At 65.0% G+C, this 24389-nt stretch carries 27 protein-coding genes and 1 tRNA gene; 7 read left to right on the top strand and 21 right to left on the bottom strand.

The annotated features are described in order from the left end of the window. Window positions 1–488 precede the first annotated feature (488 nt). Window positions 489–578: transfer RNA gene (locus RT567_RS00285), tRNA-Ser, on the bottom strand. Between the two features lie 65 nt (window positions 579–643). Beyond that, window positions 644–1582, bottom strand: a complete 939-nt coding sequence (locus RT567_RS00280; protein WP_313573501.1) for a DMT family transporter — start codon at window positions 1580–1582, stop codon at window positions 644–646. Between the two features lie 133 nt (window positions 1583–1715). On the opposite strand from RT567_RS00280, the gene RT567_RS00275 reads away from it, so the two are divergent. The 5 genes from RT567_RS00275 to RT567_RS00255 are packed head-to-tail and all read left to right on the top strand — an operon-like array spanning window position 1716 to window position 5846. After that, the gene (locus tag RT567_RS00275) at window positions 1716–2609 is read left to right on the top strand and encodes a septal ring lytic transglycosylase RlpA family protein (protein ID WP_313573500.1); all 894 of its coding nucleotides are present in this window, start codon (window positions 1716–1718) and stop codon (window positions 2607–2609) included. Between the two features lie 40 nt (window positions 2610–2649). Next, a complete protein-coding gene (tmk, locus tag RT567_RS00270) occupies window positions 2650–3276 on the top strand; it encodes a dTMP kinase (protein WP_313573498.1) in 627 nt (208 codons plus the stop codon). Further along, a complete protein-coding gene (locus RT567_RS00265; RefSeq protein ID WP_313573496.1) occupies window positions 3273–4253 on the top strand; it encodes a DNA polymerase III subunit delta' in 981 nt (326 codons plus the stop codon). Before tmk ends, RT567_RS00265 begins: the two co-directional genes overlap by 4 nt. 1 nt (window position 4254) lies before the next feature. Beyond that, window positions 4255–5040 carry a TatD family hydrolase gene (locus RT567_RS00260; protein WP_313573494.1) on the top strand — a complete coding sequence of 262 codons (786 nt, stop codon included), beginning with the start codon at window positions 4255–4257 and terminating at the stop codon, window positions 5038–5040. Further along, window positions 5037–5846 (top strand): MBL fold metallo-hydrolase, encoded by an 810-nt coding sequence (locus tag RT567_RS00255; protein WP_313573492.1) that lies wholly within the window; start codon window positions 5037–5039, stop codon window positions 5844–5846. The genes RT567_RS00260 and RT567_RS00255 overlap by 4 nt, the downstream gene beginning before the upstream one ends. Before the next feature lie 26 nt (window positions 5847–5872). Here the strand turns inward: RT567_RS00255 and RT567_RS00250 are convergent, their stop codons facing one another. From RT567_RS00250 to lipA, 15 genes are all read right to left on the bottom strand, one after another. Next, entirely contained in the window at window positions 5873–6403 is a 531-nt protein-coding gene (locus tag RT567_RS00250; RefSeq protein WP_313573490.1) for a DsrE family protein, read from the bottom strand. 113 nt (window positions 6404–6516) lie between these two features. Continuing rightward, on the bottom strand, window positions 6517–7470 hold the full coding sequence (gene gcvA / locus RT567_RS00245) for a transcriptional regulator GcvA (protein ID WP_313573488.1): 954 nt from the start codon (window positions 7468–7470) through the stop codon (window positions 6517–6519). Beyond that, window positions 7467–8471, bottom strand: coding sequence for a cysteine synthase A (locus RT567_RS00240; protein ID WP_313573487.1), 1005 nt, complete (start codon window positions 8469–8471; stop codon window positions 7467–7469). Before RT567_RS00240 ends, gcvA begins: the two co-directional genes overlap by 4 nt. A 66-nt stretch (window positions 8472–8537) precedes the next feature. Continuing rightward, on the bottom strand, window positions 8538–9944 hold the full coding sequence (gene lpdA / locus RT567_RS00235) for a dihydrolipoyl dehydrogenase (protein WP_313573485.1): 1407 nt from the start codon (window positions 9942–9944) through the stop codon (window positions 8538–8540). Window positions 9945–9946: 2 nt separating this feature from the next. Next, a complete protein-coding gene (locus RT567_RS00230) occupies window positions 9947–10426 on the bottom strand; it encodes a glutathione peroxidase (protein ID WP_313573484.1) in 480 nt (159 codons plus the stop codon). A gap of 15 nt (window positions 10427–10441) precedes the next feature. After that, window positions 10442–11722 carry a pyruvate dehydrogenase complex dihydrolipoamide acetyltransferase gene (locus RT567_RS00225; RefSeq protein ID WP_313573482.1) on the bottom strand — a complete coding sequence of 427 codons (1281 nt, stop codon included), beginning with the start codon at window positions 11720–11722 and terminating at the stop codon, window positions 10442–10444. Further along, window positions 11719–12024 carry a DUF5076 domain-containing protein gene (locus RT567_RS00220; RefSeq protein WP_313573481.1) on the bottom strand — a complete coding sequence of 102 codons (306 nt, stop codon included), beginning with the start codon at window positions 12022–12024 and terminating at the stop codon, window positions 11719–11721. The genes RT567_RS00225 and RT567_RS00220 overlap by 4 nt, the downstream gene beginning before the upstream one ends. Further along, complete coding sequence (locus RT567_RS00215) at window positions 12021–13379, bottom strand: pyruvate dehydrogenase complex E1 component subunit beta (protein ID WP_313573479.1); 1359 nt, start codon at window positions 13377–13379, stop codon at window positions 12021–12023. Before RT567_RS00215 ends, RT567_RS00220 begins: the two co-directional genes overlap by 4 nt. Before the next feature lie 3 nt (window positions 13380–13382). Then, window positions 13383–14411: a pyruvate dehydrogenase (acetyl-transferring) E1 component subunit alpha gene (gene pdhA / locus RT567_RS00210; protein WP_125900302.1), complete on the bottom strand. Its 1029-nt coding sequence runs from the start codon at window positions 14409–14411 to the stop codon at window positions 13383–13385. A 113-nt stretch (window positions 14412–14524) separates the two neighbouring features. Beyond that, complete coding sequence (locus RT567_RS00205) at window positions 14525–14845, bottom strand: septum formation initiator family protein (protein ID WP_313573514.1); 321 nt, start codon at window positions 14843–14845, stop codon at window positions 14525–14527. A gap of 153 nt (window positions 14846–14998) precedes the next feature. Continuing rightward, entirely contained in the window at window positions 14999–16276 is a 1278-nt protein-coding gene (gene eno, locus RT567_RS00200) for a phosphopyruvate hydratase (RefSeq protein WP_313573477.1), read from the bottom strand. Window positions 16277–16442: 166 nt separating this feature from the next. After that, window positions 16443–16625, bottom strand: coding sequence for a 50S ribosomal protein L32 (gene rpmF, locus RT567_RS00195; RefSeq protein ID WP_087139335.1), 183 nt, complete (start codon window positions 16623–16625; stop codon window positions 16443–16445). Window positions 16626–16773: 148 nt separating this feature from the next. Further along, window positions 16774–17895, bottom strand: coding sequence for an NAD(P)/FAD-dependent oxidoreductase (locus tag RT567_RS00190; protein WP_313573475.1), 1122 nt, complete (start codon window positions 17893–17895; stop codon window positions 16774–16776). A 4-nt stretch (window positions 17896–17899) separates the two neighbouring features. Further along, on the bottom strand, window positions 17900–18352 hold the full coding sequence (locus tag RT567_RS00185; protein WP_313041122.1) for a type II toxin-antitoxin system RatA family toxin: 453 nt from the start codon (window positions 18350–18352) through the stop codon (window positions 17900–17902). Between the two features lie 4 nt (window positions 18353–18356). Next, a complete protein-coding gene (gene lipA / locus RT567_RS00180) occupies window positions 18357–19331 on the bottom strand; it encodes a lipoyl synthase (protein ID WP_313573473.1) in 975 nt (324 codons plus the stop codon). Window positions 19332–19532: 201 nt separating this feature from the next. On the opposite strand from lipA, the gene RT567_RS00175 reads away from it, so the two are divergent. Further along, entirely contained in the window at window positions 19533–21089 is a 1557-nt protein-coding gene (locus tag RT567_RS00175; RefSeq protein ID WP_409516129.1) for an AMP-binding protein, read from the top strand. An 82-nt stretch (window positions 21090–21171) separates the two neighbouring features. Further along, complete coding sequence (locus RT567_RS00170; protein WP_313573469.1) at window positions 21172–21582, top strand: DoxX family protein; 411 nt, start codon at window positions 21172–21174, stop codon at window positions 21580–21582. A 21-nt stretch (window positions 21583–21603) separates the two neighbouring features. Here RT567_RS00170 and ygiD read toward each other — a convergent pair whose 3' ends face one another. The 4 genes from ygiD to RT567_RS00150 all read right to left on the bottom strand — a co-directional run bounded on the left by ygiD (window position 21604) and on the right by RT567_RS00150 (window position 24378). Further along, a complete protein-coding gene (ygiD, locus tag RT567_RS00165) occupies window positions 21604–22359 on the bottom strand; it encodes a 4,5-DOPA dioxygenase extradiol (protein WP_313573468.1) in 756 nt (251 codons plus the stop codon). Between the two features lie 4 nt (window positions 22360–22363). Next, window positions 22364–22966 (bottom strand): NAD(P)H:quinone oxidoreductase, encoded by a 603-nt coding sequence (gene wrbA, locus RT567_RS00160; protein WP_313573466.1) that lies wholly within the window; start codon window positions 22964–22966, stop codon window positions 22364–22366. Window positions 22967–23056: 90 nt separating this feature from the next. Then, window positions 23057–23521, bottom strand: coding sequence for a hypothetical protein (locus tag RT567_RS00155; RefSeq protein ID WP_313573464.1), 465 nt, complete (start codon window positions 23519–23521; stop codon window positions 23057–23059). Then, on the bottom strand, window positions 23518–24378 hold the full coding sequence (locus tag RT567_RS00150) for a M15 family metallopeptidase (protein ID WP_313573462.1): 861 nt from the start codon (window positions 24376–24378) through the stop codon (window positions 23518–23520). The genes RT567_RS00155 and RT567_RS00150 overlap by 4 nt, the downstream gene beginning before the upstream one ends. Window positions 24379–24389 lie beyond the last annotated feature (11 nt).

The following is a 24389-nucleotide window of genomic DNA, read 5'->3' as shown; positions in this document are numbered from 1 at the left end:
GAGGTGAAAATTTATTGCTAAAATGGAGAGAAAACGGAGGTAACTGAGTGAAAAAAGCGCGAGAAAAGTTATATTCTGGCTTAATTTCTCCATGATTGTGACCGCTGGAGGCGAATGATCTCCATCGAAGGCGTTGATTATCGCTTTCACGAAACACCGGCCAAACAAGCCCGGATCAATGGAGCGACGGACTGTCGATGCTGCCAGTTCCGCGCTCGCGCTTCTCCATGAGAGCCATCCTGGGTGACTGCCTTGGAGAGGAATTTCGTAGATCCAACCAGGAGTAACTTCAGTCGCATTCAGCGCGGGCGCGTGAACGCCAGACAAGGCGGCCCTTTGTGTCCTGAAGGCGTCAGGGCAGTGTGGCTCTTGTTCGCACGGACGATGAAGGACCAGGCGCAGTACGCCCAAAACAGAAACGATTTTGGGAGGAATATGGCTGGTATTGCAGAGGGTCAGCCATCAACCCCGCTGCTATGCAAGGCTTGTGGCGGACAGGGTGGGATTCGAACCCACGGTAGGCTTCCACCTACGGCGGTTTTCAAGACCGCTGCCTTAAACCACTCGGCCACCTGTCCCACGCGAGTCGACTCGCGTTCGCCTGTGCATAGCGGCAAGGCGGGCGCGACCCAAGCGGAAAGCGTCAGGCGCGACTGGCCTTCGACACTGCGCCCGATCGCGTGACCAGCCAGATGCCGGCGCAAACCAGAACCAGTGCGATCAGATAGCTCCAGCGCAACATGGATTCGCCCAGGAAGAGCGCCGACAGCGACACGCCGAAGACCGGAATCAGGAAGTTGAAGGCTGCAATCATTCCCACAGGGTTGTGCTTCAACAACAGGCTCCACACCGCAAAGGCCACTGAGGAGAGCAGAGCCAGGTAGAGCAGCAGCGCGCTCGACGTCAGGTCAAAACCCTGCAGTTCTCCGCCCATCGTCATGCCTGCAGCCGTCAGCATCAAGCCGCCGATAAACAGCTGCCAGCCGGTCATCACCATAGGATCGAGGCTACGCGACAACCGCTTGCCGTAAATAGAGGCCGCCGCCAGGACGAAAGCCGCGATCACGATGAAACCTTCCCCCAGCAGGGTGAAGTCGAAGCCGAGCGCACCGCCGCCCAGGTTGACCACGACCACGCCCATGAAGCCGATCACGCAGCCCAGCGCCTTACGGCCGCTCAGCCGGTCGTCCGCATAGATGAAATGAGCCAGGACGACGCTGAAGAACACGCTGGTCGCGTTCATGATCGAGGATTTGACGCCTGATGCATGCGCCAGGCCGATATAGAAGAAGACGTATTGAATGGCGGTCTGGGTCAGGCCCAGCAGGGCGACCTGTCCCGCCTGACGACGGTTCATCGCCAGAACAGGCTTTTTCATCACCATGGCGACGACCAGCAGGATCGCCCCGGCCAGGGCGAAGCGCCACCCTGCGAACAGCAGCTGGCTGGCGATATCGGTCGGCGCGACCTTCAGCAGGGCGTAGCCATTCTTGACGGCAGGAAAGGCGCTGCCCCACAGCGCGCAACACAGGGTGGCGAGAAGGAAGACCCCTGTGCGGGTCTTGTACAGAGAGGAGTTCAAGGCGCTCGGTTCTGACGTTCAGCCGGGGGAGGGGCTTTGTCGCAAGGCCATACGCGCAAACGGGACGTTAACCAAACCGGAAACCTCCGCCGTTAATTTCGCCCAATCCATAGTCGGCCGGAGTAAAAACATCATGTGGGCGAGACTGCTGAAGGGCGCGATGATCGCCGCCGCCTTCTCGACCCTGGCGGCGTGCGCCAGCTTGGGCGGCAAGGGCGATGCGCCGATCGGCGCGCCCGTCGTGACCGATCCGGCTCCGATCGTTTCGGGCACCATGCGCCCCTACCAGATCCGCGGCCGCTGGTATCATCCCAAGGAACAGCCCAACTATGACGAGGTAGGGCAGGCGTCCTGGTACGGCAGCTATCATCACGGGCGCTCAACCTCGACCGGCGAACGGTTCGACATGAATGGTCTGACCGCCGCCCACAAGACCCTGCCTCTGCCCAGCCTGGTCGAGGTGACGAACCGCGCCAATGGGCGTCGGGTCATATTGCGCGTCAATGATCGCGGACCCTTTGTCGATAACCGCATCATCGACCTGTCGCGCGGCGCCGCAGAGGAACTGGGCCTGCTGCAGCAAGGCGTGGGGGACGTGCGCGTCCGTTATGTCGGCCCTGCGCCGCGCCAGGGTGGAGGAACAGTCCTGCGTCGTGCTGAAGCCGGCGCCGCGCCACAACCTCAACCTGTTCGACCTCAGGTCCAGGCCCAATCCCAAGGTCCGCGTCCCTATTACGACTCTGCGACGCCTCAGGCCCAACCCGTTGCGCAGCCCACCTACACGGCGACGCAACCGCCGATGTCGAGCGCCTATTGGGTCCAGGCCGGCGCCTATTCTGATCGTCGCGGCGCGGATCAGGTCGCACGACGTCTCGGCGACAAGGCCGTGGTTCAGAATATCGACCGGAACGGCCGGCCGTTGTTCCGAGTCGTGGTCGGTCCGTGGCCCGATGCGGGGGCTGCCGAAAGGGCCCGTCAGGCCGTCATCGCGCGCGGCTTTGACGATGCCTTGTTGATAGGCGGCTGAACGGGCTTGCTTCCCGCGCCTCGCTCGCCATTGTGCGCAGGTGCAGCGAGGCAGATTCATCACTTTCGAAGGCGGCGAGGGCGCCGGCAAGACGACCCAGGCGCGCCTGCTGGTCGACCGCTTGCGCGCGCAGGGCCTCGACGTGCTCCAGACGCGCGAACCCGGCGGATCGCCGGGGGCTGAGGAGATCCGCAACATCGCCGTGTCGGGCGAGGCGGATCGCTGGTCGGCGCGCACAGAGACCCTGCTGATGTATGCGGCCCGCTCGGACCATCTGGAGCGAACGATTCTGCCCGCGCTCGAGGCCGGGCGCTGGGTGGTCTGCGACCGGTTCGCCGATTCCAGCCGCGTCTACCAAGGCGCAGGCGGCGGAACGCCCGAAAGCCTGATTGAGGCGCTGGACGACGCCGTGGTCAACGGCGACCAGCCGGACCTGACCCTGGTGTTCGACCTGCCGGTCGAGGTCGGTCTGGATCGGGCCTTCGGGCGCGGTCTGTTCGAGACCCGGTTCGAATCCAAGGGCCTGGCCTTCCATCAGAAACTACGCGACGGCTTCCTTCAGGTGGCCGAGCGTCATCCCGAGCGTTGCGTCGTTCTTGATGCAACGGGTGAGGTCGACGACGTGTCGGCTCGACTGTGGGCCGTGGTGGAGGAGCGGCTGCTTTGAGCGAGCATCCGCGCGACCGTTTCGACCTGATCGCCGACATCCAGGCCGAGGAAGCCTTTCTGGACGCTCTGGACCGAGGGCGATTGCACCACGCCTGGCTGCTGTGCGGGGTCGAGGGATCCGGCAAGGCCAGCTTCGCCTATCGCGCCGCCCGTCGACTTCTGGGCGCCGCGCCTGACCCGTCGCGCGGACCGCTGGGCGCCGCGCCGCACGACCCGGTCAGCCGCCTGGTGTCCGCCCAGGCTCACCCGGATCTGCTGGTGCTGGAGCGCGCCATCGAGGGCGGCAAGCTGAAGCGCGCCATCTCGGTTGATCAGGCTCGCGATCTGCCGGAATTCTTCGCCAAGAGCCCGTCTCAGGCTCGGCACCGCGTCGCCATCATCGATGCGGCGGACGACCTGAACATCAACGCCGCCAACGCCTTGCTTAAGATTCTTGAGGAACCGCCTGAAAGCGGTGTGCTCTTCCTAGTCACCCATGCGCCGGGCCGGCTGTTGGCCACCATCCGCTCCCGCTGTCGCCGGCTGACCTTCCCGGTTTGGTCTGAAGCGCGCCTGACCGATCTGGTGCGCCAGCGCACCGGGGTGTCCGAGGATGAGGCGATCGCCGCTGCGGCTATGGCCGGGGGCTCGCCGGGCGCGGCTCTGGATCTAGCGTCGGGCGCGATGACCGAGGTCGATCGCCTTGCCCGCGCCTGGGTCGATGGACCAGAGATTGATCGCGCGGAACAACTGGCTATCGCCGACGGCTTCCGTGGCGCTGAAGGGCAGGCGCGGTTCGAAGCCTTGATGGATCGCCTGATCGCCGCGGTGAAACGGCGGGCCGTCGAATCTGGCGGCCGTGACGGCGCCCGCTGGGCCGAGCTTTGGGGGCGGCTATCCGACCTGCCGGATCGCGCCATCGGGCTGAATCTTGATAAGGGAGACGTCCTGGCCGGAGCCCTGGCCGACATCGCCCGCACGAAAGCCGCCGCCTGATATGCTCATCGACAGTCACGTCAACCTGCACGCCCCTCAGTTCGACGAGGATCGCGAGGCGGTGATCGACCGTGCGCGCCAGGCAGGTGTGCGGCTGATGGTCGAGATTTCCGACAAGCTGTCGACCTTCGAGGCGACGCACGCCCTGGCGATGAACAACGCCGACATCTGGTGCACGGTCGGCGTTCATCCGCACGAGGCCAAGGACTACGCCGACTTGACTGCTGATCGGCTGGTTGAGCTGGCGGATCGCCCGCGCGTCATCGGCATCGGCGAATGCGGCCTGGACTTCCACTACGATCTCAGCCCGCGTGACGTACAGGCGGCGGTCTTCCGTCAGCACATCGAGGCGGCGCGCCGTACTAACCTGCCTCTCGTGGTCCATACGCGCGAAGCCGATGAGATCATGGCGGACATCCTGCGCGAGGAACACAGCCACGCGCCGTTCAACCTCCTGATGCATTGCTATACCAGCGGCCTGGAACTGGCTGAAACTGCGATGGAACTCGGCGCATGGTTCTCGGTTTCAGGCATCGCCACCTTCAAGGCGGCCGAGGAGGTGAGGGAGATCATCCGTCAAATGCCTGAAGACCGCATTATCGTTGAGACCGACTGCCCTTATCTGGCGCCCATCCCGCATCGTGGCCGCCGGAATGAACCCGCCTATGTCGGCCTTGTACTGGAAAAGCTGGCTGAGATACGCGGCTGGACGCCCGAACAAGCCGATGAGCTGACGACCGAGGCCTTCTTCAACCTGTTCGATCGCATTCCCAGGCCCGCCCAATGAGCGTGCAGGGTGAGCTGGAAGTCATCATACTCGGCTGCGGCTCGTCCGGCGGCGTGCCGCGCGGCGACGGGGACTGGGGTGATTGCGACCCGTCCGAACCGCGCAATCGGCGCACACGCTGCTCCATGCTGGCGCGCCGATACAGCCCGGATGGCGTGACCAGCGTAGTGATCGACACCTCGCCCGACTTCCGCCAGCAGGTGCTGGCCGCCGAGGTCCGCCACGTCGACACAGTTCTCTACACCCACGACCATGCGGATCAGACGCACGGCATCGACGACCTTCGTGTCTTCGCCGCCCACGCGCGTCGACGTATTCCCGCCTGGATGGACGCCGCCACCCACCACGCCCTGACGCAGCGCTTTGACTACATCTTTGAGAGTCATCACGGCTATCCGGCTATCGTAGAGGCGCATCACCTCCCGCCGCACGGCCAGCCATGGCAGATCGAAGGGCCGGGCGGCGCCATACCGGTCACCACTTTTGACCAGATACATGGGCCGATCCGCTCGGTCGGATACCGCCTAGGGCCCGTCGCCTATTCAAGTGACGTCTCGGGCCTGGACGACGCTGCTCTGGACGCCGTACGCGGCGCTCAGCTGTGGATCGTCGATGCGCTGCGCTACACGCCGCACCCAACGCACGCTCACGTTGATCAAGCCCTGGAGTGGATCGCACGTGCAAAGGTTGCCAAAGCCGTGCTGACCAATCTCCATATTGATCTAGATTACAAGATCTTGTCGGAATCTCTTCCCTCGAATATCGAGGTGGCGTTTGATGGTTGGCGAGGAAATTTCGCGCTTTAAGAAGCGCGCGCGAGCAGGGCGTCCGGTCAGTTCATGATCAGGGCGTAGCCCGCCTGCTGGTGATGAATGACCGTCATCAAGGCCGCGAGATCGACCTGCACGCCCGGCTCCAGATCGGCCTCCGTCAGGCCGTTGGCGACCATGGACTGTCCGCAAAGTCGCACCTGAACACCCGCGGCCGTCAGGGCCCGAACAAGGGCGCTGTTCGGATTTGTCTCACCCTTGCCACGCGCCGCCCACGCTGCATCGGACAGAGAGGCCAGAGACGCGCCGCCGTGCATCACCACGACGATCTTCCGTCGCTCAGCAGGAACACCGTTCGCCGCCAGCATATTGGTCAGGCGCGCGACACGTTCCAGCCCTTTCAACGGCTTGTCGTCAGGACCGCCCTGGGTCAGGTCCACGATGACGCGATAGTCGCGCTGAGGATCAGGCTGCTCGCCAGCCTGAGGCAGAGGCGTGAAAGCTCCATAGCCGGCTACGGCCTGAGCTTGAGCCGGCGCACCCAGAGCAAGGATGATGCAGGTGATCACGGACGCGAGGAGTGTGTTTTTCATGGCGCATCCAGCCGTACAACGGCGTGAGCGCTTAGGCTATGGGCCCGCGTCGCATAAGAAGTTCGATATTATATTTCGCATAATATATCTTAGGCGGAAATCACGACCCCGCATCACAGATCATCGACGCTCGCCGCCGCCGCGGCCTGCGCCTCTTCCTTCAACCAAGCGGCGAAGGCTCTGGCGGGCGTTGACGCGCCGCTGCGTTTGATCAGGACATAGTAAGCCAGCGCCGTGCTCAGCGCGCCGTCGGCGAACGGCGCCACCAGACGACCAGACGCCAAATCTTCGGCCACGAAGGCATACGGCGCCAGGGCTACACCCTGGCCGTGTGCAGCCGCCTCAATGGCCAAAGCGGTCTGATCAAAGCGCGGCCCTGCCTGGGCGTCGATGTTCGTCAGTCCACGCGCCTTGAACCAGGCCGCCCAGTCCGGGCGTGGTTCCTCAAGCTCGCTGGGTCGCAAGTGGATCAGCACATGGCGCGCCAGATCTGACGGACGAAGCAAGGCGTTCTCGCCCAGGGTTAACGACGGAGCGCAAACCGGCGTTACGTCGGCATCCAGAAGTTTTTCGGATCGCACGCCGGGATAGTCGCCCCGGCCATAGCGGACAGCCACGTCAACACGGCCGCCGCTGACGTCCGCCAAGCGCATGTCTGCGGACATCCACACCTCGATTTCGGGATGTGCTGCGGCGAACCGGGCGATGCGCGGCGCCAACCATTTCGAGGCGAAGGACGGCGGCACGCTGACCGCCAGGGCGTGACGGCGGTCAGGACGATACAGCAGATCCCCTGCCCGTTTCAGATAGTCGAAACCGTCACGCAGCAAGGGGTACAGCTCGGCGCCCAGCTCGGTCAGGGCGATCTGACGACCTTCACGATGGAACAGCGGCGCTCCGGCGTGTTCCTCCAGGATACGGATTTGCTGGCTGATGGCGCCAGGCGTGACCGACAGTTCTTCGGCGGCGCGGGTGATGTTGAGACGACGCGCAGCGGCCTCGAACGCCTTCAGGGCGTTGAGCGGCGGGATCCGACTTTCGGCGGCGACCTCCTTGCGGCGGGTCATCGGCTGAGCCACTCGGGCGTGAGCAGGCCGCGCGCGTTCAGGAAGCCAGAATCGTAGATCTTGCTCGCGTAGCGCTGGCCCGCATCGCACAGCACGGTCACGATGGTATGGCCGGGGCCGAGATCACGCGCCATACGGATGGCTCCGGCGATGTTGACGCCGCTGGACGGGCCGAGGGACAGCCCCTCCTCCCGCACCAGGTCGAACAGGATGGGCAGAAACTCCGCGTCCTCGATGCGATAGGCATGATCGACCGACAGGCCGTTCAGGTTGCCGGTGATGCGATTGACGCCGATGCCCTCGGCGACCGAACCGCCCTCGCCCTTCAGCACGCCCTCTGTGAACCAACTGTAGAGCGAGGCGCCCGGCACGTCGGCCAGTCCGATTTTCAGCGCCGGGTTCTGTTCGCGCAGATAGGTCGTGGTTCCGGTCAGTGTCCCACCCGAGCCGACAGCGCAGATGAAGCCGTCGACCCGGCCGTCGGTCTGCTTCCAGATTTCGGGCCCGGTGGCTTCATAATGGGCCTGACGGTTGGCCAGATTGTCGAACTGATCGGCGTAGAAGGCGCCGTTCGGCTCGCTCTCGTTCAGTTCCTCGGCCAGGCGGCGCGAGAAATGGACGAAATGGTTCGGGCTGGCGAAGGGCGCCGGATCGACCTCGATCAGGCGGGCGCCGTGCAGGCGGACGGCGCGCTTCTTCTCTTCCGTCTGGGTGCGCGGCATGACGATGACGACCGGATGGCCCAGCGCTGCGCCGACCAAGGCCAGGCCGATGCCTGTGTTGCCCGCCGTGCCCTCGACGATCGTCCCGCCGGGCTTCAACGCACCAGAATCGCGCGCCGCGCGGATGATGCTGAGCGCCGCGCGATCCTTGATCGAGCCGCCGACGTTCAGGAACTCGGCCTTGCCCAGGATTTCACAGCCGGTCGCCTCCGAGGCGCGCTTGAGGCGCACCAGAGGCGTGTTGCCGATCAGGCCGAGGACGTCAGGCGCGACAATCATGGAAAATCCGAACCATGGGGAGGAGCGATCCTCTTAGCCACAGTTCAGATTTTCTAACAACCAGCCTTAGATGTGGATGACGCGACCATAGGCGTCCAGCGCGGCCTCGTGCATCGCCTCGGACATGGTCGGGTGCGGATAGACGATGCCGTGGATGTCTTCCTCGGTCGCTTCCATGGTGATGGCGGTGACGTAGCCCTGAATCATTTCGGTGACGTCGGCGCCGATCATGTGGGCGCCGATCAGTGCGCCGGTCTTGGCGTCGAAGATGACCTTGACGAAGCCTTCGGTCTCGCCCGCCGCGATAGCCTTGCCGTTCACCTTGAAGGGGAAACGGCCGATCTTGACCTCGCGCCCCTCGGCCTTAGCGCCCTGCTCCGTCACCCCGACGGAGGCGACCTGAGGCTGGGCGTAGGTGCAGCCGGCGATGGGCGAATGGACGTTCGGCGTCTTGTAGCCGGCGATGTGCTCGGCGGCGTGGATGCCTTCGTGCGAGGCCTTGTGCGCCAGCCAGGGGGCCCCCGCGCAGTCGCCGATGGCGTACAGGCCCTTCACATTGGTCTGGCAATGGCTGTCGGTCTTGATGTGGCCGCGGTCCAGTTCGACGCCCAGCGCCTCCAGACCGATGCCGTCGGTGTTGGCGGTGATGCCGACGGCCGAGATGCAGACCTCGGCCTCCAGACTTTCGGCCTTGCCGTTGACTTCAAGATCGACCTTCACACCCTTGGAATCCTTGGAGACCTTCGTCACCTTGGCGCCGAGCTTGAACTTGATGCCGCGCTTTTCGAAGCCCTTCTGCGCGGCCTTGGAGACCTCTTCGTCCTCCACCGGCATGACCCGGTCGACGGCCTCAACGACCGTCACCTCGGCGCCCAGAGCGCGGTAGAAGCTGGCGAACTCGATGCCGATAGCGCCGGAGCCGATGACCACGAAGGTCTTGGGCAATTTCTTCGGCGCCAAGGCATCGCGATAGGCCCAGATCTTGTCGCCGTCGGCCTCAAGCCCGATCTGCGGCAGGGCGCGGGCGCGAGCGCCGACGGCCAGCATGACGGTCTTGGCTTCGATCGTGCGCGAGCCGCCGGCCTTCAGGGCCACGACGACCTTCGGCGCAGCGGTGCCTTTTTCGAGCTTGGCCGAACCCTCGATGACCTCGATCTTGTTCTTCTTCATCAGGAAGCCGACGCCCTGATTCAGCTGCTTGGCCACGCCGCGCGAGCGCTGGATGATGGCGCCGAAGTCGAACGAGGCGCCCGAGGCGGACAGGCCATAGTCCTTCAGGTGCGACAGGCTTTCGAACTTCTCGCCCGACTTCAGCAGGGCCTTGGTCGGGATACAGCCCCAGTTCAGGCAGATGCCGCCCAGGTTCTCGCGCTCGATGATGGCGACCTTCTGGCCCAGTTGGCTGGCGCGGATGGCCGCGACGTAACCGCCGGGGCCCGAGCCGATGACGACGAGATCGAATTCAGCAGCCATGATCAGATCAACTTCTCGATGTCGGCCTTGATGGCCTCGGGTTCAGTCTGGGGCGAATAGCGCGCGATGACGCGGCCTTCGCGGTCGGTCAGGAACTTGGTGAAGTTCCATTTGATGGCTTGGGAGCCGAGGAAGCCGCGCTTCTGCCGGGCCAGCCACGCATAGAGGGGATGGCGGTTCGGCCCGTTGACCTCGATCTTGTCGAACAAGGGGAAGGTCACGTCGAAGCTGCTGGCGCAGAAGGCGGCGATTTCCGACGCCCTGCCCGGCTCCTGCTGGCCGAACTGATTACAGGGGAAGCCCAGAACCTCGAACGGCGCATCGGCGAAGTCGCGGTGCAGCTTCTCCAGCCCGTCATATTGACCGGTGAAGCCGCACTTGGACGCTGTATTGACGATCAGCAACGCTTGGCCGCGAAAGCGGTCCAGCGACACGTCCGCGCCATTGATGGCCCGGGCGGAGAAGTCATAGACCGAGGTCATGACCCCTCTCCTCCCTTAAGCCAGCATCGCCACGGGATCTTCGATCAGCGGCTTGAACGCCTGCAGGAAGCGGGCGCCCGTCGCGCCGTCGACCACGCGGTGATCGCAGGTCAGGGTCACGGTCATGACCGTGGCCACGGCCAGTTGCCCGTCCTTGACGACAGCCCGTTGCTCGCCGGCGCCCACGCTCATGATGCAGCCCTGCGGCTCATTGATGATCGAGCTGAACGACTTGATGCCGAACATGCCCAGGTTGGACACCGAGAAGGTGCCGCCCTGGAACTCTTCGGGCTTCAGCTTGCGTTCGCGCGCGCGCTTGGCCAGATCCTTAGACTCGGTCGCGATCTGCGCCAGGCCCTTGGTCTCGGCCTTGCGGATGATCGGGGTGATCAAGCCGCCGTCGATCGCCACCGCCATGGAGACGTCGGCGTTGTGGTGCATGGCGATGCCTTCGGGAGTGTAGGAGGCGTTCGCTTCCGGCACCATCTTCAGAGCGAGCGCAGCGGCCTTGATGACGAAGTCGTTGACCGAGACCTTGACGCCCTGCGGCTCCAGCATCTTGTTCACCTTCGCCCGAACGGCCATCAGCTGGTCGATCTCGACGTCGATGAACAGCGGGAAGTGCGGCACGTTCTGGATGCTGTCGACCATGCGACGCGCCACAGCCTTCTTCATCCCGTCCAGCGGGATCAGGTCGTAGCTGCCGTCTGGAATGCCCATCTGGGCGAGAGACAGAACCTTGCGCGGCTCGGCGGCGGCCGCTGGAGCGGCAGAAGCGGTCGAGGCGGCCGGCTTGACGCCGCCCTTGCCTGCAGCTTCCACGTCGCGCTTGACGATACGGCCATGCGGGCCCGTGCCGGCGACGCTCTTCAGGTCCAGGCCGGCCTGGGCAGCCAGGCGGCGCGCCAGCGGTGAGGCGAAGATGCGGCCGCCGTCGTCAGACTTCGGTGCGGCCGGAGCGGGCGCGGCTGCAGCTTTCGGAGCCTCATCCGCCTTGGGCGTTTCCGCTTTAGGCGTCTCAGCCGGAGCGTCAGCCTTCTTGGGCGCCGGAGCCACGGCGTCGCCGGACAGGCGGGCGATCGGCGTATTGACCTTCACGCCTTCAGCGCCTTCCGGGACGAGGATTTCCAGCACTTCGCCTTCGTCCACGGCCTCGACTTCCATCGTCGCCTTGTCGGTCTCGATCTCGGCGATCACATCGCCAGCCGAGACGGTGTCGCCAACCTTGACATGCCACTTGGCCAAGACGCCCTCTTCCATGGTCGGAGACAGGGCGGGCATCAGGATGTCGGTCATTGAGCGGTCTCCGTCTGCTGGCTGGAAGCCGCCTTTTCGTGCGCGGCGTCCCAGCTGTCTCGGATGGCCTTGAAGGCGGTCGTCTGATCGAAACCGTGCATGTCGGCGTAGGCGTGAGAGAAATGCCAGGCCAGTTCGGCCAGCACGACGCCGATGTTCGCCGGTTCACGCAGAGCCGGGCGGATGTTCATCCGCGGCCCGTCGACGTTCCACCACACGCGGATCAGTTCCAGCACCTGCTCGTCGGCGCCGTCGAGTCCTTCAGGGATCGACAGAGCCTTGGCTTCCAGGGCCTCCGTCATGCCATCACCTTCTTCACGGCGGCGACGATCTTGTCGACGCCCGGCAGGGACAGGGCTTCCAGGTTGGCGGCGTAGGGCAGCGGCACGTCTTCCTGGTGCACGCGCAGCGGCGGGGCGTCCAGGTAGTCGAAGGCGTGTTCGATCACGCGGGCGACCACTTCGGCGCCGACGCCCATCGGACCCCAGCCCTCTTCGGCCGAGACCAGACGGTTGGTCTTCTTGACGCTCTCGATGATCGTCTCATGATCCAGCGGACGCAGGGTGCGCAGATCGACCACTTCGGCCGAGATGCCTTCTTCAGCCAGCTTTTCGGCGGCCTGAAGAGCAAAGCCGACCATGCGGCTGTGCGCCGTGATGGTGACGTCCGCGCCTTCACGGCGGACCTTGGCCTTGCCGATCGGCACGACGTAGTCCTCAACGTCCGGCACGTCGAACTCGTGGCCGTACATCATCTCGTGCTCGAGGAAGACGACCGGGTTCGGATCACGGATGGCGGCCTTCAGCAGGCCCTTCGCATCGGCGGCGTCATAGGGTGCGATGACCTTCAGGCCCGGCACCTGGGCGTACCAGGCCGAATAGTCCTGGCTGTGCTGGGCGGCCACGCGGGCGGCCGCGCCGTTCGGGCCGCGGAACACGATCGGACAGCGGATCTGGCCGCCCGACATGTACAGCGTCTTGGCCGCCGAGTTGATCACGTGGTCGATCGCCTGCATGCCGAAGTTCCACGTCATGAACTCGACGATGGGCTTCAGGCCCGCCATAGCGGCGCCGACGCCCAGGCCGGCGAAGCCGTGCTCGGTGATCGGGGTGTCGACCACGCGACGGTCGCCGAATTCCTGGAGCAGGTCGCGGCTGACCTTGTAGGCGCCTTGATACTGGGCGACTTCCTCGCCCATCAGGAAGACGGCCTCGTCGCGGCGCATTTCCTCGGCCATGGCGTCGCGCAGGGCGTCGCGAATGGTGGTCTTCACCAGCTTTGCGTCGGCGGGGATTTCCGGGTCGCGCAGTTCGACCTTGGGCTGAGCCGGAGTCGCGGCGGCCGTGACGGCGACAGGCGCTTCCGCTTCGACGGCGGTCATCGGTTCGGCGGCCTTGGGTGCGGGCGCAGGGGCGCTGTCTTCGCCGGCCAGACGCGCGATCGGCGTGTTGACCTTCACGTTCTCAGAACCCTCGGCGACGAGGATTTCCAGCACTTCGCCTTCATCGACGGCTTCGACTTCCATCGTCGCCTTGTCGGTTTCGATCTCGGCGATCACCTGGCCGGCTGACACGACGTCGCCCGCCTTGATGTGCCACTTGGTCAGCGTGCCCTCTTCCATCGTGGGGGACAGCGCCGGCATCAAAATGTCCGTCACGTATCAGGCCTCCACGTAGACGTCGGTGTAGAGCTCGGACGGATCCGGCTCAGGGCTCTCTTGAGCGAACTGCACGGCTTCGGCCACGATGGCCTTCACTTCGTTGTCGATCGCCTTCAGTTCGTCCTCAGTCGCCTTGGCGGCGGCGAGCAGCATCTTCAGGTGGTCGATCGGGTCGCGGGTCTTCTTGACCTCGTCCACCTCTTCCTTCGTCCGGTATTTGGCCGGGTCAGACATGGAGTGGCCGCGATAGCGGTAGGTCTTCACTTCCAGAATGTAGGGGCCTTCGCCAGCGCGGGCGCGGGCCACGGCGCGAGCGGCGGCGTCACGCACGGCCAGCACGTCCATGCCGTCAACCTGTTCGCCCGGAATGCCGAAGCTGGCGCCGCGCTGATACAGTTCGGTCGTGGACGACGAGCGTTCGATGCTCGTGCCCATGGCGTACTGGTTGTTTTCGATGATGTAGATGGCCGGCAGCTTCCACAGCTGGGCCATGTTGAAGCTCTCGTAGACCTGACCCTGGTTCGAGGCGCCGTCGCCGAAATAGACGAAGCTGACCGAGTCGTCGCCGCGGTACTTGCCCGCGAAGGCCAGGCCCGTGCCCAGCGCCACCTGGGCGCCGACGATACCGTGACCGCCGTAGAAGCCGGTCGGCACGTCGAACATGTGCATCGACCCGCCCTTGCCCTTGGACGACCCGCCGATGCGGCCCGTCAGCTCGGCCATGACTTCCTTCGGGTCCATGCCCGCGACCAGCATGTGGCCGTGGTCGCGATAGCCCGTGATGATCTTGTCGTAGCCCTGCTTGACGCTCTCTTGAATGCCGACGGCCACGGCTTCCTGACCGATGTACAGGTGGCAGAAGCCCCCGATCAGGCCCATGCCGTACAGCTGGCCCGCACGCTCTTCAAAGCGGCGGATGAGGATCATCTCGCGATAGAAACGCAGCAGGTCTTCCTTGGAAGCCTGAGGCGTGTTCGGAATCTTGTCGCCCGTGCTGGGCGAGGTTTTCTGAGCGGCGGCTTTCGCCATCCGGCATCTCCCGGCTTACACCCCTGTTTCAGGGACTCTTATCGTTACAGGAAGGGGCTTTAGCAGCCTTCGTTCCCGAAACGCAAAGCGGCCAGCCAGGCTGTAACAATAGTTCAGGAGGCGCGTGTCGCGTCAGGGTTGTGGCCAGCGGGACCATTCAGCCGCACCACATAGTCGCGCGGGTCAGCGAAGCCGATCACGGCCCTCGCCCGCTCTTCCAGCAGATCCTTCGACAGGCTCTCTGTGCGCAGATAGCGGACACGGACTTCCAGATCCTGGCGCTGCTCGGCCAGGCGGCTCAGTTGCGTCTGGCGCTGCGCCAGCAAAGCGTCGCGTTCACCGCCACTTAGCAGGCCGCGTTCACCCGTCAGGGCTTGCACGCCCAGATAGGCGATCAGCAACAACAACAGCACGGACGGCAGGTAAGGCTTCATCTGCTCGGGCACGACGGACGCTCCTTCTGAGCGCGCATAAACACAGTGACCTATCAGTGAGCGAAAATGCCTAACGAACCGTAGCTTGGCCGTAATTGCGAACGCCGCCCCCGAGGTTCGGAGGCGGCGTCCAGCACATCTTCGTGATGCAGCTTATTTCAGCAGCATGCCGTCGCCGAAATAGGCGGCCTGGTCGCCCAGCATCTCTTCGATGCGCAGCAGCTGGTTGTACTTGGCCGTGCGGTCCGAGCGAGCCAGCGAGCCGGTCTTGATCTGACCGCAGTTGGTGGCCACGGCCAGGTCGGCGATGGTCGAATCTTCGGTCTCGCCCGAGCGGTGCGACATGACGGCGGTGTAGCCCGCGCGGTGCGCCATATCGACCGCGTCCAGCGTCTCGGACAGGGTGCCGATCTGGTTGACCTTGATCAGGATGGAGTTGGCCAGGCCTTCGCCGATGCCCGCGGCCAGACGGCGCGGGTTGGTCACGAACAGATCGTCGCCGACCAGCTGGACGCGGTCGCCCAGGCGATCCGTCAACAGCTTCCAACCGTCGAAGTCGTCCTCGGCGCAGCCGTCCTCGATCGAGACGATCGGGAAGCGTTCGACCAGGTCGGCCAGATAGTTGACCATGCCCTCGGCGTCGAAGGACTTGCCCTCGCCGACCAGCTCATACTTGCCGTCCTTGAAGAACTCGGTCGAGGCGACGTCCAGCGCCAGGTGGAAATCCTCACCCGCCAGATAGCCGGCCGCCTGGCCCGCCTTGGTGATGAAGGTCAGGGCTTCATCGGCCGAGGCCAGATTCGGGGCGAAGCCGCCCTCGTCGCCGACGTTGGTGTTGTGGCCGGCGTCCTTCAGCGCCTTCTTCAGCGCGTGGAAGATTTCGGCGCCCATGCGCAGGCCTTCCGAGAAGCTCTCGGCGCCCGTCGGCATGATCATGAATTCCTGGATGTCGATCGGGTTGTCGGCGTGGGCGCCGCCATTGATGATGTTCATCATCGGCGTCGGCAGGATGCGGGCCGAAACGCCGCCGATATAGCGGTGCAGCGGCAGGCCGGCCGAAATGGCGCTGGCCTTGGCCACGGCCAGCGACACGCCCAGCATGGCGTTAGCGCCCAGGCGCGACTTGTTCTCGGTGCCGTCCAGTTCGATCAGCGCCTCGTCAATGCGGCGCTGGTCCTCGGCGTCCATGCCGGACAGGGCGTCGAAGATCTCGCCGTTGACGGCGTCGACCGCCTTCTCGACGCCCTTGCCGCCCCACAGATCCTTGTCGCCGTCACGCAGTTCGACGGCTTCGTGCGCGCCGGTCGAGGCGCCCGACGGCACCGCCGCGCGGCCGAAGCTGCCGTCTTCCAGCATCACGTCCACTTCAACCGTCGGATTGCCACGGCTGTCGAGAATCTGGCGGGCGACGATGTCGACGATGTCGGTCATGAAACTCTGCGCTCTGACTGAGTTGGGAAAGGTCGGGCCGGTTTAGACCAGACCCGCTTGAATCGCCACAGCCGAGGCGTTGGCGAACATATGCGAAAACGGCGCGCGAGAAGCTCGCGCGCCGCTGAACATGCGCCCGGCCGAAGCCGGATCGCCAGAAGAGACCTTAGTCTTCCTTCTGGGTCAGAACCTGACGGCCCTTGTACATGCCGCTCTTCAGGTCGATGTGGTGGGGACGACGCAGTTCGCCGGTGTCCTTGTCTTCGACATAGGTGTTGGCGCCCAGGGCGTCATGAGCACGACGCATGTTGCGACGCGAGGGGGATACTTTGCGCTTCGGAACGGCCATGTCCGTCTCAATCTCTAAGTCGGTGCGCCGGTGAAGACGCGAAAACAACAGCGGCGGCCCCCCGATAAGAGCCGCCACGCGAGGGCGGGCTTATGCATGAAGACGCAACCGATTTCAAGGGTCTCGGCGCAGGTCGGCGGAATAGACGTCAAACCCCTGCCGCAAGGCTTTCCGCCACGGCCTCGCCGATAGCCAGCGAACTGGTCAGGCCGGGACTTTCGATGCCGAACAGGGCCATCAATCCCTCCATTCCGTGATTCGCGACGCCGTGAAGCTGGAAGTCCGGCTGCGGCTCGCCCGGTCCGTGCAGCTTGGGCCGGATGCCCGCGTAGTCGGGCGTCAGCCGCTCCACCGTCACGCCCGGCCAGAAACGGCGGATGTAGCGGGCGAACTCTTCCGCCTTGGCCGGATCGACCGAATAGTCCTCGGTCTCGACGTAGGCCAGGTCGGGGCCGAACACGCCCTGCCCGCCCAGATCCTTGCGGTAGTGAGTGCCCAGTGCGCCGGGAATCGGCGGCGGATAGATCAGGCGGTTGAACGGCGCCGGGCCCGTCAGACGGAAATAGATTCCCTTGCCCAGATGGCGCGCCGGAATATCGGCGGCCGGATAGCCTTCGATTCGCGCCGCAACGTCCTGAGACGACAGGCCCGGCGCCGTGACCAGCAGGCGGCTGGTCAGGGTCATCGCCCCCTCGCCGCCCACGCGGATCGAAAAACCGCCGCCCGGCAGGGCCTCCGCGCCCTCGAACGGCGCAGAGATCACGACCGAACCGCCCGCGTCCTCGATCTCGCCCTGTAGGGCCAGCATATAGCCGTGACTGTCGAACACCCCGCTCTCGGGCGACAGGATGGCGGCGTGGGCGTTCAGCTCCGGCTCCAGCGCCCGGGCCTGGGCCCCGGTCAGATGCTCCAGGTTTTCGACGCCGTTGGTCGTCGCCTGCTGGAAAATGGCCTCGATGCGCGAGGTCTCGGTCTCTTCAGTCGCCACAACCAGCTTGCCGCACTTCCAATGGTCGACCTTGCGGCTTTCCAGGAAATCATAGAGGGCGCGCCGCCCCTCGACGCAGAACTGCGCCTTTAGCGAGCCGGTCGGATAATAGAGCCCACCATGGATCACCTCGGAATTACGCGAGGAGACGCCCTGGCCGATATGCGGCTCCTTCTCCAGCACCAGCACCGTCAGGCCGCGTCGTGACAGCGCTCGACCGCAGGCCAGCCCCACAGCCCCCGCGCCCACGACCGTCGCATCGAAGTCGAAAGGCGCGCCCATGGTCCTACCTCTTGCCGTAAAGAGCCTTGGCCCGGCTCTCGAAACACTGGATCAGCTTGTCGACCGCCCGGTCGAAGTTCGCCTGAAGCATCATATCCAGCATGCGCGACTTGAAGGCGAAGTCGATGGAGAATTCCAGCCGCGTCCCCTGCGGATGCGGATGAAACTCCCAACGGTTCTTCAGATGCTTGAACGGCCCGCGGATCAGGCCGACCTCGACCTTGGGTGCGTGCACGTCATGACGCACCCAGGTCGAGAATTTTTCAGTCAGGAAGGCGAAGCCGACCCCGGCCTCGGCGTCCAACAGATGCACGCCCGGCGCCTCGTCCCGCACGTTCCAGACGCGCATGGACGTGATCCACGGCACGAAGTCGGGATAGGCGCGCACGTCCGCCACCATGGCGGCGAGTTGCTCGGGCGCATAGGGCAGGATGCGCGTTACGCGATGGACGGCCAAAGGATCAGCGGCCGTTCCGGGACGACAACTGGGCCTCACGCGCCGCCCGAAGCCGGGCGAAGTCGTCGCCCGCGTGGTGCGACGAGCGCGTCAGCGGCGACGACGACACCATCAGGAAGCCCTTGGCCCGCGCGATCGCCTCATAGGCCTTGAACTCTTCAGGCGTGACGAAGCGGTCGATGGCGGCGTGCTTGCGCGTCGGCTGCAGATACTGGCCGATGGTGATGAAGTCGACGCCGGCGGACCGCATGTCGTCCATCACCTGCATGACCTCTTCCTTGGTCTCGCCCAGGCCGACCATGATGCCGGACTTAGTGAACTGGTTCGGGTCGCGCTCCTTGACTATCTGCAGCAGTCGCAGGGAGTGGAAGTAGCGGGCGCCGGGGCGGATCTTCAGATAGAGGCGCGGAACCGTCTCGAGGTTGTGATTGAAGACGTCGGGCGTGGCGTCGATCATCACCTCGGCCGCGCCGTCCTTGCGCAGGAAGTCAGGCGTCAGGATTTCGATGGTGGTGTTCGGCGCCTGAAGGCGGATCTGGCGCACCACTTCCGCGAAGTGGGCGGCGCCGCCGTCCGACACGTCGTCGCGGTCCACCGAGGTGATGACGACGTGGTTCAGCCCCATCTGGGCGACGGCCAGACCGACCTTGCCCGGCTCTTCCGGGTCCAGCGGCTGCGGCAGGCCGGTCTTGACGTTGCAGAAGGCGCAGGCCCGCGTGCAGGTGTCGCCCATGATCATCAGGGTGGCGTGCTTCTGGCTCCAGCACTCGCCGATGTTCGGACAGGCGGCCTCTTCGCAGACCGTCACCAATCCCTTGGAGCGGACAATGTCCTTGGTCGCGTTGTACTGGCCCGAGCCGGGCGCCTTCACGCGCAGCCAGTCGGGCTTCTTCAGCACCGCCGATTCCGGGCGGTTCTGCTTTTCCGGGTGACGAAGCTCGGACGGCTTCTTCTGCAGGGTGTCGATCAGCGTGACCATCGCCGGCGGTCTGGCTCCTGTTTCTGAAGGCGGTATGTCGGCTTTCCGTGGGGCAAAGGCAAGGCACAGACGGTTTCAGTCCGGCATCGGAACAGCCTCACGCGACGTTACGCATCTTTTCAAGGCGCCCTTGCGTCACTAGGTTCCGGCCTCTTAACCAAGGGAGCCGCTTTCAGAGCTCTCTGAAGGAGGACGTGCTTGCTGCGAACAGCCCTGGACCCCAAGGTCTATGAAGAGACCCTGTTCGACGCGCTGATCGACGCGCGCGCCCGCTATGGCGACAAGGAGATTCTGGAAGACCAGGATCGCCACCCCCTGACCTATACCGGCCTGATCCGCGCCGCCTTCGTGCTGGGCCGCAAGATCTCCAAACTGACCCAGCCGGGCGAGCGCGTCGGCGTGCTGTTGCCGTCCAGCGCAGGCGTGGTCGTGACCTTCTTCGCCCTGCACGCCTTTGGGCGCGTGCCGGTCATGCTGAACTTCACTTCGGGCGAGGCCAATCTGAAGGCTGCGCTGAAAACCGCGGGCGTAAAGAAGATCCTGTCGGCCAAGCGCTTCGTCACCCAGGCCAAGCTGGATGACCTGATGGAGGCCCTGGGCGAGGTTTCCGAGATCGTCTGGCTGGACGACATCCGCAAGACCATCGGCTTTGCCGACAAGATGTACGGCCTCAGCGCCGGCATGGCCCCCAAGCGGTTCCGCGTGAAGACCGATCCGGATTCGGCGGGCGTGGTCCTGTTCACCTCCGGCAGCTTCGGCGCGCCCAAGGGCGTGGTGCTGAGCCAGAAGAATCTGGTCGCTAATGCACGGCAGGTGGCGGCGCACATCGACTTGAACCCCGACTGGGTCATGTTCAACCCGCTGCCGACCTTCCACTGCTTCGGCCTGACCGGCGGGGTGCTGCTGCCTCTGTTGCAAGGGCTGAAGGCGTTTGAATATCCGTCGCCGCTGCACGCCAAGCAGATCACCGACCTGCTGCCCCAAGTGAAGGCGTCGATCCTGTTCGCGACCGACACCTTCCTGAACCAGTACGCCCGCGTGGCCGAACCGGGCGACTTCGCCACCCTGCAGTTCGCCGTGGCGGGCGCGGAAAAGGTGCGCGACGAGACTCGCCAGATGTTCAACACCAAGTTCGGCGGCGTCGAGTTGCTGGAAGGCTACGGCGCCACCGAGGCGGCGCCCGTGGTGGCGGTGAACCACCCCGATCGCAACCGGCCGGGCACGGTGGGCCAGATCCTGCCGGGCATGGAATACCGGATCGAACCGGTTGAAGGCATCGAGGTCGGCGGTCGCCTTTACCTGCGCGGGCCGAACGTTATGGAAGGCTATATCTCGCCGAACGATCCCGACAATCTGGAGCCTCTGGCCGGCGGCTGGCACGACACCGGCGACATCGTCGACATCGACGCCGAGGGCTACATCACCATCCTGGGGCGGGCGAAGCGCTTCGCCAAGATCGGCGGCGAGATGGTGTCCCTGACGGCGGTCGAGGGCATGGCCGGCGGCGTCTGGCCGACCGGCCACCACGCCGTCGTCGCCGTCCCCGACAGCAAGAAGGGCGAGCGCCTGGTCCTGGTCACCGACGTCGCGGAAGCCGAATCTGCTCGCCTGACGGAGTGGGCCCGCGACAACGGGGCGCCCGAACTGGCCGTGCCTAAGAAGATCATCAAAGTCGAGACCATCCCGGTCCTGGGCACCGGCAAGACCGACTATGTGACCATCCAGAAGATGGTTGAGGATGAACTGAAGCGCGCCTGACAAGGCGCTTGCCGTTCGGCGCAAGTGTCATAACCTCGGCCGTCCAGCCCCGTTCGCGGGGCGCCACGGCCGAGGAGACTTCATGGCCCGACGTTCGACATCCCTGGCCAATTGGGAACCGCATTTTCTCAGCATCCTGAGAATCGTCTCGGGCCTGCTGCTGCTCCAGCACGGCGCGCAGAAAATCCTGGGCTTCCCGCCCGGCGGGCGCGCCGGTGTGGTCGATCTGTCGACGCTGGCGGGCTGGTCCGGCCCGATCGAGCTGGTCGGAGGCGTCCTGCTGGTGCTGGGCCTGTTCAGCCGCCCGACCGCCTTCATCCTGTCGGGCTTCACTGCCGTGGCCTATTGGATGGTGCATGCGCCGCAGAGCCCCTACCCCATCAACAACGGCGGCGAGCTGGCGGCGCTCTACTGCTTCGTCTTCCTGTATCTGGTCTTCGCCGGGCCGGGGCCGTGGTCGCTGGACAACGCCCTGCGCGGCGGCCGTCGCTAAGAGACGTGACGCGGCGTCCGGTCAGCCGATCCGGACGCCCGTCATCGAGATCGAACCGCCCTCGATCACATCATTGAAGAAGCTCAAGGGTTCGCCCGGCGCCTGCTGGGCGGCGACATAGAGCAGCGGCAGATAGTGTTCGTCCGTCGGCACGCTGAGCTGCGCCTGCTCGGCCAGATGGACCCAGTCGACCAAGGCATCATGGTCGCCCGCCGTGAAGGCGCGCTTGACCGCCTCGTTGAAGTCGACGGCCCAGTCATAGGGTTCGCCGCCCGCCCGTTTCCACGTCCGCAGATTGTGCACGAAGTCGCCCGAGCCGGCGATAACCACGCCTTCTTCCCGCAAGGGGCGCAGCCGCTTGGCCAGTTCATAATGGTCGCGAGCGTCGAGGGTGCGGTCCAGCGACAGCTGCACCACGGGCACGTCAGCCTCCGGCCAGACATGGGCCAGCACGGACCAGGTTCCGTGGTCCAGACCCCACTGCGTCGTCTGCACCGCGCCGGTCAGCTCCGCCACCCGGTTCGCCAGCGAGGGCGAGCCGGGCGCAGAATACTGCATGGCGTGAAGTTCAGGCGGGAAACCTCCGAAATCATGGATGGTTTCCGGCTGCTCCTGCGCCGTCACGCCCAGCCCGCGCGTCTCCCAGTGGGCCGAGACCATGACGACGCCTTTCGGCTTGCCGATCTCCTCTCCCAGCGCGCGCCAGGCGTCCGCGAAGGGACCGCCCAAGGCGTTCATGGGAGAGCCGTGACCAAAGAAGAGTGCGGGCTGGCGCATGATCTTAACCGTGAAGTTTCTTGGCGGTCTCAGCGATATGTTTGCCCTGGAAGCGCGCGCCGTCCAGTTCCGTTTCGCTGGGCATCCGCGAGCCGTCCGGAGCCGAGATGGTGGTGGCGCCGTAGGGCGAGCCGCCGGTGATCTCGTCAAGGCGCATCTGGCCCGCGAAGGCGTAGGGCAAGCCCGCGACCAGCATGCCGTGGTGCAGGAAGTAGTTGTGCAGACCGGCGAAGGTCGTTTCCTGACCGCCATGCTGGGTGGCTGAGCCGGTGAAGGCGCCGCCGACCTTGCCCAGCAGCGTCCCTTGAGCCCACAGGCCGCCCGTCTGATCCAGGAAGGCGCGCATTTGCGACGCGGCCGTGCCGAAGCGGGTGCCGGCGCCAATGATGATGGCGTCATAGTTCGCCAGATCGGCCACCGTGGCGACCGGCGCAGCCTGGTCCATCTTGTAGCCCGAGCTGCGGGCCAGCTCTTCCGGCACGGTTTCCGGCACGCGCTTGATGTCCACCACGGCCCCTTCGACCTGGCGCGCGCCTTCAGCGACGGCCTCGGCCATGCGTTCGATATGGCCATAGGTCGAGTGGTAAAGGACGAGAATCTTGGGCATCACGGCTCCGGTTGAATCTGAAACGATGCATACAGTAACTGCATCAGTGTCTGATTTAGCGTCATGCTGCGCCGCCGCAAGTCCCTTCTCTCAAAAATCCGACAAGCCGATGGGACAGACCCGTGCATAGAAGGCGGGATCGGCCGGAACGCGCGCGCCGCGCGACTGAAGGAAGCGGTGTTCGACCACCATGGCCTGCTGCTCGATATTCAGACCGATCCACTCGCAGCGATCGTCTACCGGATAGGCGTAGGCGCCCGGTCCGTCGCCCGCTTTCAGTTTTCCAGTCAACAGGTTGACGCCGTTCTGCGCCTGCCAGACGTGAACCAGTTCGTGAATGAAGACCGCCTGGGTGCGCAGCGACGCCTGCGACAAATCCGGAGCCAGGGCCGCCTTGGGCCAGACGATCCAGTCGCGCCCGAACCAGCGCCCCGGCACGAAGGCGCGGTCGAACGGCCAGGGCGAGCCGAGGAAACGGATGTCGTCCAGCCGCAGGTCGCGCCCGAACACCTCGCGCGCCAGCGCCGCCTCGCCATGCGCCAGCGGTCGGATCATCGCCCGACCCATTCCCAGTGCCAGGGCTCATAGACGTAGGGGACGAAGCCGAACCGCCCGGCGTTCTTGACCAGCCAGCGATAGGTCGGGGTCTGGCTCATATGGCGACGGCTGTGAACGTCGGTGGAATCAACCCCCATGCCTTGCAGGTGGCCGACATACAGATCAACCGCCGTGCCCGTCCTGTGCGGTGAACAGACGGCGCGCCTCAGGCCGTCGCAATTGCCGTCGCGCGCACATCGCGCCGCATCCGCTTCGGGATCGCGGAAAGAGGAAAAGACACGCAGCAGTTCCGGTTCGGCGGCGATCTCAGGAACCTCAGCGCGAGCGGCCGCCGCCATGGCGCGATAGGCGTCCAGCACATCGCGGCGCAGCAGGCGCGTCAGGCGCTCGGCGTGTTCCTCGCCTGTGGTCAGATAGGCCAGGTCGCCGACGGGCGGCGGATCGGGACATTCCCCCCTCACCCGCGCCATGACGAAGGGCCTCCGTTCCTGCCACAGGCCGCGCAGCACCTGGAAGGTCGCCTGGTCGAACCGTCCGCTGGCCGTCAGCCCATACCGTCCCTGAAACGCCGCCAGGGCCTCGGCGAAACCCGCCGACGTCGGATCGCAGGGCGAACCGACCTCTTGCTGCATCAGCGGCACATAGGCTTCCCAACCCAGTTCCGAAGGCCCGAACGGCGTCCACTCCAAGGCGTAGAGCGATATGGCGTTCGCCTCGGCTGTATCGTCCCACGCGCCTGGCGCGCGATCGCAGATCTGGGCTGTCGGAACCGGTTCCGGCGCCTCGGCGCGCGCCTGTCCGGCGAAGGCGGCGGCGGTCAGGGCGACGAAGAGAGAGGCGGACGCTTTCCACATAAGCGCAGCAG

The organism is Brevundimonas sp. (genome assembly GCF_032107865.1).
GTDB lineage: Bacteria > Pseudomonadota > Alphaproteobacteria > Caulobacterales > Caulobacteraceae > Brevundimonas.
The sequence above is the reverse complement of the archived record's forward strand: the minus strand, read 5'-3'. Positions and strand labels throughout refer to the sequence as shown.

Excerpts from the sequence above, each read along its gene's own strand:
- RT567_RS00275 (WP_313573500.1), top strand. The coding sequence starts at position 1,716 with ATGTGGGCGAGACTGCTGAAGGGCGCGATGATCGCCGCCGCCTTCTCG.
- RT567_RS00260 (WP_313573494.1), top strand. The coding sequence starts at position 4,255 with ATGCTCATCGACAGTCACGTCAACCTGCACGCCCCTCAGTTCGACGAG.
- RT567_RS00255 (WP_313573492.1), top strand. The coding sequence starts at position 5,037 with ATGAGCGTGCAGGGTGAGCTGGAAGTCATCATACTCGGCTGCGGCTCG.
- RT567_RS00250 (WP_313573490.1), bottom strand. The coding sequence starts at position 6,403 with ATGAAAAACACACTCCTCGCGTCCGTGATCACCTGCATCATCCTTGCT.
- gcvA (WP_313573488.1), bottom strand. The coding sequence starts at position 7,470 with ATGACCCGCCGCAAGGAGGTCGCCGCCGAAAGTCGGATCCCGCCGCTC.
- RT567_RS00240 (WP_313573487.1), bottom strand. The coding sequence starts at position 8,471 with ATGATTGTCGCGCCTGACGTCCTCGGCCTGATCGGCAACACGCCTCTG.
- lpdA (WP_313573485.1), bottom strand. The coding sequence starts at position 9,944 with ATGGCTGCTGAATTCGATCTCGTCGTCATCGGCTCGGGCCCCGGCGGT.
- RT567_RS00230 (WP_313573484.1), bottom strand. The coding sequence starts at position 10,426 with ATGACCTCGGTCTATGACTTCTCCGCCCGGGCCATCAATGGCGCGGAC.
- RT567_RS00225 (WP_313573482.1), bottom strand. The coding sequence starts at position 11,722 with ATGACCGACATCCTGATGCCCGCCCTGTCTCCGACCATGGAAGAGGGC.
- RT567_RS00220 (WP_313573481.1), bottom strand. The coding sequence starts at position 12,024 with ATGACGGAGGCCCTGGAAGCCAAGGCTCTGTCGATCCCTGAAGGACTC.
- pdhA (WP_125900302.1), bottom strand. The coding sequence starts at position 14,411 with ATGGCGAAAGCCGCCGCTCAGAAAACCTCGCCCAGCACGGGCGACAAG.
- RT567_RS00205 (WP_313573514.1), bottom strand. The coding sequence starts at position 14,845 with ATGAAGCCTTACCTGCCGTCCGTGCTGTTGTTGTTGCTGATCGCCTAT.
- eno (WP_313573477.1), bottom strand. The coding sequence starts at position 16,276 with ATGACCGACATCGTCGACATCGTCGCCCGCCAGATTCTCGACAGCCGT.
- rpmF (WP_087139335.1), bottom strand. The coding sequence starts at position 16,625 with ATGGCCGTTCCGAAGCGCAAAGTATCCCCCTCGCGTCGCAACATGCGT.
- RT567_RS00190 (WP_313573475.1), bottom strand. The coding sequence starts at position 17,895 with ATGGGCGCGCCTTTCGACTTCGATGCGACGGTCGTGGGCGCGGGGGCT.
- lipA (WP_313573473.1), bottom strand. The coding sequence starts at position 19,331 with ATGGTCACGCTGATCGACACCCTGCAGAAGAAGCCGTCCGAGCTTCGT.
- RT567_RS00170 (WP_313573469.1), top strand. The coding sequence starts at position 21,172 with ATGGCCCGACGTTCGACATCCCTGGCCAATTGGGAACCGCATTTTCTC.
- ygiD (WP_313573468.1), bottom strand. The coding sequence starts at position 22,359 with ATGCGCCAGCCCGCACTCTTCTTTGGTCACGGCTCTCCCATGAACGCC.
- wrbA (WP_313573466.1), bottom strand. The coding sequence starts at position 22,966 with ATGCCCAAGATTCTCGTCCTTTACCACTCGACCTATGGCCATATCGAA.
- RT567_RS00155 (WP_313573464.1), bottom strand. The coding sequence starts at position 23,521 with ATGATCCGACCGCTGGCGCATGGCGAGGCGGCGCTGGCGCGCGAGGTG.
- RT567_RS00150 (WP_313573462.1), bottom strand. The coding sequence starts at position 24,378 with ATGTGGAAAGCGTCCGCCTCTCTCTTCGTCGCCCTGACCGCCGCCGCC.